General features: G+C 61.3%; 9 protein-coding genes. 3 read left to right on the forward strand and 6 right to left on the reverse strand.

What is annotated here, in order from left to right; genetic code table 11:
• Positions 1-3: 3 nt before the first annotated feature.
• The 3 genes from ACILSR_RS14105 to ACILSR_RS14115 form a co-directional block, all read right to left on the reverse strand.
• Positions 4-1,128 carry an SGNH/GDSL hydrolase family protein gene (locus tag ACILSR_RS14105; protein ID WP_395750423.1) on the reverse strand — a complete coding sequence of 375 codons (1,125 nt, stop codon included), beginning with the start codon at positions 1,126-1,128 and terminating at the stop codon, positions 4-6.
• A 63-nt stretch (positions 1,129-1,191) separates the two neighbouring features.
• Entirely contained in the window at positions 1,192-1,767 is a 576-nt protein-coding gene (locus ACILSR_RS14110; RefSeq protein WP_395750424.1) for a hypothetical protein, read from the reverse strand.
• A 105-nt stretch (positions 1,768-1,872) separates the two neighbouring features.
• Positions 1,873-2,256: a hypothetical protein gene (locus tag ACILSR_RS14115; protein ID WP_395750425.1), complete on the reverse strand. Its 384-nt coding sequence runs from the start codon at positions 2,254-2,256 to the stop codon at positions 1,873-1,875.
• A gap of 158 nt (positions 2,257-2,414) precedes the next feature.
• On the opposite strand from ACILSR_RS14115, the gene ACILSR_RS14120 reads away from it, so the two are divergent.
• Entirely contained in the window at positions 2,415-5,105 is a 2,691-nt protein-coding gene (locus ACILSR_RS14120) for a hypothetical protein (RefSeq protein WP_395750426.1), read from the forward strand.
• 12 nt (positions 5,106-5,117) lie between these two features.
• On the opposite strand, the gene ACILSR_RS14125 is transcribed toward ACILSR_RS14120, so the two are convergent.
• Positions 5,118-7,337 carry a DUF1549 and DUF1553 domain-containing protein gene (locus ACILSR_RS14125; protein ID WP_395750427.1) on the reverse strand — a complete coding sequence of 740 codons (2,220 nt, stop codon included), beginning with the start codon at positions 7,335-7,337 and terminating at the stop codon, positions 5,118-5,120.
• Between the two features lie 67 nt (positions 7,338-7,404).
• On the reverse strand, positions 7,405-8,031 hold the full coding sequence (locus ACILSR_RS14130) for a single-stranded DNA-binding protein (RefSeq protein WP_395750428.1): 627 nt from the start codon (positions 8,029-8,031) through the stop codon (positions 7,405-7,407).
• Positions 8,032-8,101: 70 nt separating this feature from the next.
• Here ACILSR_RS14130 and ACILSR_RS14135 point away from each other — a divergent pair, with 70 nt between their 5' ends.
• Positions 8,102-9,007, forward strand: coding sequence for a site-specific tyrosine recombinase XerD (locus tag ACILSR_RS14135; RefSeq protein WP_395750429.1), 906 nt, complete (start codon positions 8,102-8,104; stop codon positions 9,005-9,007).
• Between the two features lie 83 nt (positions 9,008-9,090).
• Here ACILSR_RS14135 and ACILSR_RS14140 read toward each other — a convergent pair whose 3' ends face one another.
• Positions 9,091-9,993 carry a phosphatidylserine decarboxylase gene (locus ACILSR_RS14140; protein ID WP_395750430.1) on the reverse strand — a complete coding sequence of 301 codons (903 nt, stop codon included), beginning with the start codon at positions 9,991-9,993 and terminating at the stop codon, positions 9,091-9,093.
• Between the two features lie 103 nt (positions 9,994-10,096).
• Here ACILSR_RS14140 and ACILSR_RS14145 point away from each other — a divergent pair, with 103 nt between their 5' ends.
• Positions 10,097-11,971 carry a hypothetical protein gene (locus ACILSR_RS14145; RefSeq protein WP_395750431.1) on the forward strand — a complete coding sequence of 625 codons (1,875 nt, stop codon included), beginning with the start codon at positions 10,097-10,099 and terminating at the stop codon, positions 11,969-11,971.
• Positions 11,972-12,089: the final 118 nt, after the last annotated feature.

Consider the following 12,089-nt stretch of genomic DNA (forward strand, 5'->3'; position numbering starts at 1 on the left):
GAATTACTTCAGAGCCTTGCGCAGCACGGGTTCGAAGATTTCGGCCTGGCGGAGGAAGCCGAGGTCGGTGCCGTGGGAGGCGTCGTTGGAGCCTTCGGCGTCGGTACCGTAAAGGGCGTCTCCGCCGATGTAGTGGAGGTTGGTGACCTTCTCCTTCTTGAGCTGCTCGTAGGCTGCTTTGAGGGCCGCGTGGTTGTCGTCGTGGAACTTGGCTTTGTTTGGGGTGATCCAGGAGTTGGTGTAGCGACGGTCTTCGACGAGGATGATGGGGATGGTGGTGTGCTTGCTGCGCAGCTGCTTCACCAGCGGCACGCACTTGGCGGTGACGTCCGCAGGGCCCATGTTGGGCAGGCAGTCGATCACGATGACGGCGGGGTCGAGTTCATTGATGAGATCGCCAACGGCGGCGTCCATGCGGCCATTGCCGGAAAAGCCGATGTTGATGACAGGGTGGTCCAGGTGACGGCCGAGGATAGCGGTGTGAACCATGCCCGGGCGTGAGGCGTTCGCTCCGTGCGTGATGGAGGTGCCGTAGAAAACGATGGGCTTCTCGCGTGGCTTCAGTCCCTCGAATTTGGCACCTGCAGGCACGCCGATTTCAAGTTTTTCGATGCCGTTGTAGAGCGGCAGGTAGGCGGCGAATTCGTGCTCGCCGGGGGCGAGGTCGCTGATCATCACAGCTTCGACATGCTGAGCGGCGGGTTTGGTGCAGGTGACCCATTTCCACTGGCCTTTGGCGTCACGCGCATACAGATCGAGTCCGCTCACGCCGGTGGCAGGCATGGCGGGCATGGCGAGATTGGCCTTGGAGAGATCGTAGCGGGTGTAGATGGCTTTCGCGTCCGTCTTGAAGCGCACCATCATGCCAGCGCTGTCGCGGCTGAGGCCCCACACAGCGGGGGTGACGGTCTTTTCGGCTTTGGCTGGCAGGCGGTCAAACCAGCGCAGGCGCTGCTGATCTCCCCAGCCGCGGCCTTCGACGCCCCAGGTGGTTACGTCATTCCACTGTGCATCGGCGGGAATGGTGGGGCCTTTGGGCTTGGCGGCAGGTGCTGGCGCCTTGGGAGCGGCCGTTTGGGCGAGCAGCGAGGTGCTGACGAAGAGGGCGAGGAGGATGGCTGGTTTCATGAGAGCGCATCACTACGTCGGGCGAGGATGCGTTCTCACGCCAATTGCACGGCGGCAAAGCAGTTAGCCGCGCACTTTGGCGAGAGCTTTCTTCGTGGCCTCATAGGCGGTCTTTTCCCAGGTGGGCAGGGACGCGCGGGCGGTGGGGTTCTTCAACGGCGGGCTGGGGACATGGGCGGTGGCGAGATCGCTGGAGACGGGCTTGCCGCTGCGCCCGTGGGCGAGGAGGCCGACGGTGACGCTTTGATGGCTGAAGCTGGGAGTGACCCACACGCGAACCACCGCCTCAAGACGATTGACGGCGGCGAATTTTTTGACTTCGGAACGCTCGTTAAACGGGTTCAGGTGATGAGGCACCTGCTGCATTTTGGCAAAGGGGATGTAATGAAAGGCCGGGCTGTCGTCCAGAGCACGCTCCACACCACGCTGCACGGCCTGATGCACCCGCAGTTCTTCTGCAGACTCCGGTTTGAAAAGGCGGGTGGGATGATCACTCGGAAACTCGCCATTGGGGCTGATGCCAATGGCACCCGTGCGCACATTGCGCAGGCGGCTGAGGCTTCCCTCCGTGCAGGAGGAAAGAGCGGCCATGGCGAGCAGGCAGGCGAGGAGGGAGAGGTGTTGGTGAAGTGTTTTCATGCATGGCTTATGCCACGAAGGAGCCGCCTTGTCATGCGGGAAGGGCCAGCATGCCGCTGTGGCTGGGCAAGAAAAAAAGGGCGGCCGAAGGAGGCGGCGGGAGGATCAGTGCGGATCTATCAGGGGGCCCTTTTTGTTGTGGGCGAAAAGAAGATAATACAGGCCCTTGGAAAACTGCCAGACGCCGATTGCCGCAGTCAGTGCGCACAAGGCAACGATTTCCTGGGTGAGGACATCATTGATGGCGAAGAACCCCATGAACATGCCATAAGCCGAGAGCATGATTGAAAAGCCGAGCACCGCCTGTTTCAGCGCGGCACTCCGAATCTCAGACATGCGTTCAGCACGTGCTTTCTCAAGCATCTGGCGTGCCTCTTCGGAGGGAATGCCATTGACCTCCAGCCGATGAAGGATGTCCTCGGACGGTTCGTCCGAGAAGACCATGCGGCGGATGCCTTCGTAGATGCGTTCTATGTGTTCCTCTGTCATGAACCTGGAAAGTTAAATTGGGGCGCATTTAACGGCAAAGCAAAAACGCCTTCACGTTTACGCTCCAGGTGATGCTTTCGACATACAACTGTGCGAAGATTGGACAGAGGGTGGCGTTTGGCTCGACATCTCCGTGGCAATCAGGCATTTTTTGCCTCATGAACTCGCTTCCGACCAGGTTCATGGGTGTTGCCGTGCTGTTTTGGGCTGCGCATGCCTTTAGCCAGACGGTCGAGATCCTGCCTGCCAACGGTAAAGAATTATTTCAATGGCTCGATGATGCCGAAAAGGCACAGAGTGTCGCCGATCGTTATAGAACCCATTCGCGCGCCCTGGAGGCGATTGTCCATGCTGACACCGCTTTGCTGTCAGAGACACTTGGGATGTGGCACAAGAAGCGCAGCCGGAATGCTTTTGTGGGGATGATGTGGAGGCAGCTGACGCAGCAGGATCAGGCAAAGGCGCTGGAGATGACAAAGAAAACCGGAGGCAGCTACTCGTTCAACGAGGCAGCTTTGGACGTGTATGGCTTCATAGCGGCCTCCGACCCTGAGTGTGCGTATGCCGAAGTTCAACGGCTCCACGGACCGAAGGTGAAAAGGGACAAATCTGGCAGGAATCAGGGTTGGAGTGCCGGAGGGATCTTGTCTCGTGTGGCCGCCGCGTGGTTTCACCGGGAGCGTTTGGGTGCGCTATCGAGACTCAAATCGCTCCCCGCTCCCCAGGACACGGTTGTGGATGCGTTTAAAGGATTCATCGAAGCGGCCACGACGCTGGATGAGCGGCTTGCCTTGCTGGAACGGCTGGCCAGCCCGGAAGAGCCGGTCATTCATGAACAAAGCAAACACCCGCGCTTTTGTGAAAATCTTGTCCGTGGAGCCGCGCATGAAGACCTGACGAAGACGCGGGCATGGATCGAGAAAAGATTCCCCCGGGGGCAAGGCCGTGTGTCGGCATTTGAGCACGACTGGATCATCACCCGTGTTCGCCAAGCTTTGTTCCAAACCTGGGCAAAGTCCGATCCGAAGGCTGCGGCCGACTGGTTGATGGCCCAACTTGGACCTGAGGATCCCGATGCCGACACCTCGATGTGGATGTGCGCCTATGCCATCACTGGACCTGACTATGAAGGACTCGCCCACGCGCTAGAATGGCTGAAACGGCAGACGCACAGAGAGGCGGTGATTGCAGTCATCGCCGAATGGCTGGGTCACGAAGCCGACGACACCAACGAGCGTCACAGCCGCGGCATCATTACCCGCTGGATGGAACGGCTGCCGATGCAGGAGCGGGAGGCCATACTCTCCAAGGCGCTTCGAGATTGTTATTACAGCAACAAACCCTTTCAGCTCCGAGATGATGATCTTCTGGTGTCCCTGGTGTTTCCAGACGAGGCATCGCGCAAGGAGGCGCTTGGCCGGTTGAAGGCACGTGCAGAACCTGCGGAAGAACCCGAGGTGCAAGTGGCCGATCTCTCGCCTTTCACGTACACCCGCGGCGAAGGCATGCCCTCGTCAAGGATGCGCGGCTTTGATGTGACTGCAGAGCGCCTCAAACATGCTGCCGAACCGCAAGCCATCGAACTCAGTCGTAAGCTGGCCCATCAGCATCACCTGTCACAGACCTCCGATGATCCCCTGGTGAGGCTGGCGGGATTGAAGGTGTTGCAGTGGATGCTGGCGGCCACTCCCGCTCAGATCGAGCCGGTTCTGCTGGCTCATTTGCAGGAGGAAAAAGGGGAGATGACCGTCTTTGCAAATGACCTCATCGAGTGCTGGGCGGTGCGTGACTGGCGCTCGGCAGAGCCGTTTGTTTGGAAAGCCGATCTGCCAGCGATGACACGCCGGAACATGCTCATCCATCTGTTCTGTGAAGCTGCGCTCAGATTTCCTGATGATGTGCTGTCCCGGCTGCGTGAACTCATCCGTGCAGGAAGTCTCAAGCAGGATGCCTTGAACGACTGCACGGTTGGTTCTCGCGCTCCGGGCCGTCTCTACTACGACTGCGCTTTCATCACCGAAAGCCTGGCGCGAGGCTGGACGCGGCAGAATGATGTGGAAGCGTTGCGCAAGATTCAGGCACTACCGCTGAGATGGCAGCCTGTCGCCTTTGATGCTTTCTCTCGCTCTTTTACCACCGCCGAGGCCGGACTGGCGATGCTGGATCTCATCGTGGCCTATGATGCCCGTAAGCTGTCCCCATTGGCAGATAAGAGCGTCAGCCAAACGGGCAAAGATACTCATGAGGCCCGCAGACTTATTCCATTGGCTATCGACGTGCCACGATGCTGTGGTTTGGATGGTGACAACTGGCTGGTTGCAAAAGTCGTGATTGAAAGGCTTGCCGCCATTTCGCCCGAAAGAGCCCGGGCGTGGCTGGAAGCAAAGCCCGATAGGGTGGTCAACAACGGTGAGCGTTTTGATGGGGTATGGGCTGTCTATGAAGGATGGCGGCAGCAAGATGCCCATGCTGCGGACGACTGGCTCTGGAGGCATCGTGCTGGAGAAGACGCCATGTATCACATCGTTGCTCGTGCCTTGCTTCACGATGATCTTGACCATGCCTCTTCATGGATCGAGCAGCATCGCGACAGCCCATACATCGATAGTGGTCTGGCTGCTTTTGCCAAGCACTTGCAAGAGACCCAGCCGCAGGAGGCCGCCCGTTATGTTTTGCGGATGAAAGGGCAGCTTCGGCAAACAGTGGGGATTGAACTGATGCAGTCCTGGCAGAGAACCGATCCTGATGCTGCGGCAAGGTTTATGAACGACGCATTTCCGCAAGGAACACCTGCGAGGAAGGATGTCGATCAGGAGATCAAGCGGCTGGATGATCTGATGCGTAAATGACCAGGTGACTTGTCACCTGCAAAGCAAAAACTCCTTCGCGTTGACGAGGCTCCAGGTGATGTCTTCGAGGGCGAGGCGGCGGTCTTTGGCGGAGGAGAGGAGGGATTCGATGACTTTGGCTTCGTCGGGGGTGGGGGCGCGGGTGAGGAGGGCCCAGTAGAGCTCGTGGGTGACGGCGGCGTTGTCGGGGTTTTTGAGGAGGGAATGGAGGCGGTTGTACTTTTGGGAGACGACGGTGCTGACGATGGGGCCGCTGATGAACTGGAAGATCTGGCCGATGGAGGTGTCGGCGCCGCGTTCGCACTCGCAGGCCAGTTCGCGTTTGGGTCGGCCAAACTGGACGAGGAAGGCTTCGGGGGACATGGGGTCCGGGCTGCCGCGACCATTGGCGGGGCCGGGGATCTGGCTGGCGCGGGTGCCTCGGCTCCAGTCTTTAAATTCGGGAGTGACGCGCAGCGAAGAGTAGAGGGAATCGATGAGTTGCTCGGCGCTGAGGCGGCGGGGCAGGTGGTGGGAGTAGTTGATGAGATCGGCGGCGTTGGTCTCGTTCGGCGTGCTGTCGAGCTGGTAGGTGCGGCTCAGCATGATGGTGCGAATCAGATGGCGCAGATCGAAGCCGCTGCGGATGAGATCCTGCGCGAGCTCATTGAGAAGCTGCGGATGGCTGGCGGGATTGGTGAGGCGCATGTCGTCCACGGGATCGACAAGGCCGCGGCCCATGAGGTGGTACCAGATGCGGTTGGCCTGGGCTTTGGCGAAGAGGGGATGCTGCGGGCTGGTGAGCCAGGCGGCGGCGGCTTGCAACTCGTCTTCCTTGTCGGCGAGCTTGGGCATGTCCGCGCCGAGGAAGCGGGCTTTTGCCACGTCGCCAGTGCGTGGGTTTTCGATGTTCAGTTTGGCATTGAGGAAGACGACCTGCTCGCCATTGAACTCATGCTTGTCGCTTTTATCGCGGGGCTTGATGTTTTCGAGGAGCTTGTAGTCCACCTGGGCAAAGACGGCGGACCAGTTGTAGTAGTCATCCTGCGTCCAGCGGTCGAAGGGATGGTTGTGGCACTGGGCGCATTGCAGGCGGGTGCCGAGAAACACCTGTGCAGCGGTGGTGGCGCGAAGCTCGGGGGTGCGGTTGGCGCGGTAGAAGTTCGTCTCGGGCTCGTGGTAGGTACTGCCACGAGATGCCAGCATGGCGCGCACCATTTCGTTGATTGGGCGGTTTTGTGCGATGCCATCGCGGATCCAGCCATGGAAGGCCTTCAGCCCTTTGGTGTCGAGGGTGCGGGATTCGACCTTGAGAACGTCCGACCATTTCAGGGTCCAGAAATCGGCGAACTCGGGCCGCACCATGAGGCGGTCGATGAGCCGTGCGCGTTTGTCGGGGTGCGTGTCGGCGGCAAAGGCGCGTGCTTCATCGGCGGGAGGGATCATGCCGCAGAGGTCGAGCCAGGCGCGGCGGATGAAGACCTCATCGCTGCACAGCGCGCTGGGATTCATGCGCAGGGTCTTGAGCTTGGCGAAGATGTGGGAGTCGATGTGGTTGTCGCGTCGTGGGCTGCTCCAGGCGAAGGCAGGATTTGCCTTCACGAAGGTGAGGCGCACGGGCACGGAATGATTGAGGAAGCGGACGAGGACGCCGGGCTCGCCAAACTGGAGGCGCTTCACGAGGCCGCTCCGGCTGACTTCGACGAGGCCGTTCTGCAGTGGTTCGTAGATGGCGCGGTCCGTGATGTCGCGCTGCGTGCCGTCGGCAAAGGTGGCCTGCACTTTGATCTGCACCTTGTCCCGCGGCTCGTCCAAGACGAGTTCGGTGGGTGTGACCGTGAGCTTGGTCAGCTTGGGGGCGGTGCTGTCGTCACGCGGCAGGCCGGCGGAGATCCAGTCTCGCAGCACCTGATATTCCCAGGCCTTGGGATCGAGCTTTTTGCCGCCTTCGTGGGCGATTTGATTGGCGCCTTTGACAAGGATGAGGCTGCGCTCTGGAGTGAAGAGATCCACACGGCGGCCGGAGGCATCGCGGGCGAGCGCTTTGAAGTCGAGATCGGGGTCCTGGCCGCGGAGGGAGAGCTTGAAGCCGCCTTTGCCGGTGGCATTGCCATGGCAGGTGCCGAGATTGCAGCCGGCCTTGGAAAGGGCGGCCATCACGTCATTGCGGAAGGACACCGCTTCGGCGGCAGACGCCGACGAAAAAGCGACGGCGCTGAGCGCAGAAAGCAAGCTGGAGACGTATCGATTCACGGGGCCGTGGATAACGGCTCAGAAGCAGGTTCTCTTCCAATCAAGCAGGGTAAGACCTGCTCAGATCTTAAAACGGAATGTCGTCGTCTTCCATGCCGTCGGTGATGGGGCCTTCACCGAAGTCATCGTGCTGTGGCTGGGGAGCCGGAGCAGGGCGCTGCGCTTGAGGACGCTGCTGCTGGGGGGCTGGGCGCTGCTGAGGGCGCTGCTGCGGACGATTGTAACCGCCACCGCCGCCACCGCCACCGCCACCTCCTCCACCGCCAGAATAGCCGCCGCCTCCACCACCACCACCGCCGCCGGAGTAGCCGCCTTCGTCATCACCGCCGCCAGCGCCACCGGCCGGAGCGCGGTCGCCACCAGGGCTGCCGAGGAACTGCATCTGCTCGCCGACGACGCGCATGCGGGTGCGCTTCTGGCCGGTTTGCTTGTCTTCCCAGGAGTCCATTTGCAGGCGGCCTTCGATGAAGACGGGGCGGCCTTTGTGGAGGTACTTGCCGGCGAGTTCGGCCATCTTGGCCCAGAGGACGACGTCCACGAAGGTGACTTCCTCGACTTTTTCGCCGGAGTCCGAGGTGTACACGCGGTTCACGGCGAGACCGATATCGCACACCGCGCTGCCCTTAGGCGTGTAGCGCACTTCGGGGTCGCGGGTCAGATTGCCGATGAGCATGACTTTATTGTAGGAGGCCATAATGGGGCATCTTTGCCGTTCCCCATGCCTGAGGGCAACAATTTTCATTCGGGGGGCGCAAACCCGTGCCATGCTGGGGCAGATGCTGGAACTCATCGATGGCTTCATTCTCCACCTGGCGACCGAGCGGGGTCTGTCCGCGAACTATCAGCTCCTGGTGCGCCGGGTGCTGGAGGGGTTTGCCTCGTGGTTTCAAACCAAGCACGACTCCACCAGCGTGGCCGCCGTGACGACGGAGCATGTGGCGGGATACCTGGCCCAGCGGAAAAAGGACGGCATCGCGGCGTCTTCGGCACGGGTGGAACTGATTGCGGTGAAGATTTTCTTTCGCTGGCTGGCGGCGCGCAAGCACATCGCGGCTGATCCTGCGGACCCGATTTTGCCTCCGAGACAGGAAAAGCACCTGCCGGACTCCTTGAATGAGCAGGACGTGAGAAAGCTCGTCGAGTCTGTGAACGGCACGGCTCCGCTGGACCGGCGGGATCGGGCGATTCTGGAGTTGTTTTATGCCAGCGGGGTGCGGCTGTCAGAACTGGCGGATGCAAGGCTGGAAAACCTGAGCCTAGAAGAGGGCTGGATCCGCGTGACGGGGAAGGGATCGAAGACGCGGCTCTCGCCGGTGGGCGGCGCGGCGCGGGAGGCCATTGCAGCGTATGTGAAGCATGCGCGGCCGGAGCTGGTGGGGCCGAAGACGCAGAGCCACATTTTTATTTCACGCAACGGAACGAAGCTGACCACGGCACGCATCCAGCAGATCGTGAAGGAGCGGGCCGCGCTGTGCGGGCTGGATGCGGCGCGGGTGCATCCGCATCTGCTGCGGCACAGTTTTGCCACGCATCTGCTGAACAATGGGGCGGACCTGCGGGTGATCCAGGAGATGCTGGGGCATGCGGATATTTCGACGACGCAGATTTACACGCATGTGGATCAGGCGCGGCTTAAGGAGCTGCACCGGAAGTTTCACCCGAGGGGGTGAAGTTTCTATAAGGCACGTAGGACGGGCCGGAGGCCCATCAGCCATGGACAGCCGGGACGGCTATCCTCCGAAGGAGCGCCGAACTACGCACATGCTTTGGCGGCGATGTCGCCCATGCGGGCATAGACTTCGCGGCCGGCGCGGCTGTGTTCGATGAGATCGTCGGAGAAGCGGATTTTGCCGGGTTCGAAGATGGTGATGAAGCAGGAGCCGCCGAAGCGGAAGTAGCCTTTTTCGGCACCTTTTTCGACCGGGGTGCCGGGGGTATGGGTTTGAATGATGGAGCCGACGCAGGTGGCGCCGACTTCGAGGAGGAGGACGTCGCCGAGGGCGGGGGTGCGAAGGAGGGTGATCTCGCGCTTGTTTTCCCAATGGATGCTGGCGCGGCGGCGCAGGGCGATGGGGCTGACGGAATAGAGCGGGCCATTGATCAGGCGTGCGGCCCCGGGGGTGCCGGCGCAGGGGAAGTGAAAACGGTGGTAGTCCACAGGGCAGAGGCGGGAGATGAGCATGCTGCCGTGGGCGAAGCGGGCCGCTAGAGCGCCATCCCGCAGCAGGGCGGGGAGGTCAAAGCGGGTGCCTTTGATGAAAAAGTCGTCACAAGCGGCAATGTCTGGCAGCACCAGATGGCGGCCGTCTGCGGGGAAGGTGATGACGTCATCCCCCGGGGCGATGGGGCGGGCCTGGGGCTTGAGCTTACGGAAAAAAAATTCGTTGAAGGTGCGGAAGGAGTCCGGGGAGTCGGCGAATTCGGTGGTGTCCAGGCCGTAGGTGGCCAGGAAGGGGACGATTTTTTCCCGACTGGCCGGGGCGTCCATGCGCCCGCCGTACCATTTGGAAAAAGCGGCCCGTTTCACCAGGGCGTGCAGGGGCAGGGCACCGAGGGGGCTTTCATAGGTGAAGCGCAGAAAACCCTCCCCGTACACCGCCTCCGTTTCGAGGCGGCCAGTCAGGCGATTGAAAAAAGTGATGGGGTCGGCTGGCATGGGACTTGTTCACATAATGCCAAGCCAAGAAAACGCCACACGAACAAAAGTGGCGACAAATCCGATTCGAGGCATAGTCCCGGCCCCTTCCAGCCTGAAACGTATGACCGAACCCGAAGCCAGCTCCGACAACCAGCCACCTCAACCAAGCGGCCTGGTGGACCTTTCCGATTTGAAATTGATGCCTGCATGGGTGGGCGAGTTCGGCAAGGAAGACAAGATCAAGCAACGCTATGCCGATGCCGATGACCGCCCCCAGCGCGGTGGCCGTGACGACCGCCGCGGCGGTGGTGGCGGTGGCGGATTTGGCGGACGTGATGATCGCCGTGGTCCACCTCCGCGCCGTGATGGCCCCGGAGGCGGTCCGCGTCGTGACGGACCTGGTGGAGGCGGATTTCGCCCAGGCGGTGGACAGGGAGGCCAGCGCCGTGATGGCGATGACCGCCGCGGACCGCCGCGCCGTTTTGGTGATCGTGATCGTGGCGGCCCGCCGCAGCGCGAGTGGGTGGAGATTCCAAAGGATGTGCAGGTGACGATCTTCCCTGACGACAAGGCGGTGGACGCGCTCACGGCGCACGTGCGCCAGACGGGGCATGCGTTCAGCATGTTTGACGCCGCACGCCTGGTGCTTGCTGGTGGAGATCGCTTCATGGCGCGCTTCCGCTGCGCTGAGGAGCGCCCCACGGGCTTCTACCATGTGCCTGCGGACGGCAGCCTTTTCCTTTCACGTGATGAAGCGCTCAACCATGTGCTGCGCAGCGCCGCGCTGGATGAGTTTTACCGCGTGGAAGAGATCGAGCTCGAAGCACCAAAGGGTGAGTTTGCCTCCGTGGCCGTGTGCGGCATGAGCGGCGAGATCATCGCCCCGCCGAGCCATCACAGCTATCAGACCGGAGTGCTGCGCCTGCATCGCGAGCGGTTTTCCAACATGTCGCTGGAGGATTTCAAACGCCGCATCCGTGTGGAGGCGAATCCGGAGCTGGTGGCGAAGTGGAAGGAAAACATGAGCAAGGGCCGCCGCTGGGTGTGCCTGAAGGGCGAGGTGCCGGAAGGTGGCGAGCCGCTGGCGCTCAGCTCCCGTGCTGACATGGAGGCGCATTTCCGCCGCACCTTTGGCAACGACGCCGTGATCGAAGTGCGTGATGCGACGGTGCCGGGCAACATCGACAAGCAGAAGCTGGCGCACGTCTTTTTCATCATGCTGCGGCAGGCGGTGGATGCGGCGCGGAAGCACCTGTTTGAAATCTCACAGAAACTCGGCGCCGGTTTGGAACGCCGCGGCATGAAGCTTTTCAAGCGCCGTGCGGGCAAGCAGTTCGTCTGCCGTGTGAAGCCACGTGCGATCGAGCCTGGCATGGTGTTTTCTGATCGCCTCGCGCAGATCGTGGAAAAGCTCAAGGTCAGCCATGGCCTGCCGATGCAGAAGTTGGTGGAGTCGATCGTGCCTTCGCCTGAAGCGCCTGAAGGAACGGATCCGAATGCACCGAAGCATCCGACTGAGGAGCAGATCGCGGTGATCAAGGACATCCGCTGGCTGGCCAACGAAGGCTACGTGATTGAATACAGCGACGGCATGGTGTTTCTCGGCGTGCAGGGAGAACCTGCGGCGGCGAAGAAGGAGGCTCCTGCAGGCAAGGGGAAAGCGGAAGCCGCTGATCCTGCTGAGGAAGCGGCGGCTGAAGAGTCTGCCGAACCCGGGCTGACAGAAGCTCCGGTGGAAGAGTCTTTGGCAGAGGAAGCACTGGCGGAGGAGGCTCAAGCAGAGCTGGCTGCTCCTGCTGCGGAAGAACCCGCTGCTGAGGTTGCTGAAGAGGCCCCTGCCCAGGAAGCACCCGAAGCTGAGACTGCTGAAACAACCGAGCTGAAAGAGCCACCGGTGGAGGAGTCCATGGCGGAAGAGGCGCTGGCAGAGGCGGCCCAAACCGCGCTGGCGGAGTCTGAGCAGGACGAGCCGGCGAAGGAAGAAGGCGTGGCCTGAGTTTAACTATTGAGGGGCATAAGGCTTTCGGACGTCTGCTGATGTCCGGGGGCCTGACCTGTGTTTTAAGCGTCCGTAGTCCAAACAAGGCTACGGATGTTCGGGCGCAAATTTGGAG

This window comes from Prosthecobacter sp., assembly GCF_044222565.1.
Taxonomy (GTDB): Bacteria; Verrucomicrobiota; Verrucomicrobiia; order Verrucomicrobiales; family Verrucomicrobiaceae; genus Prosthecobacter.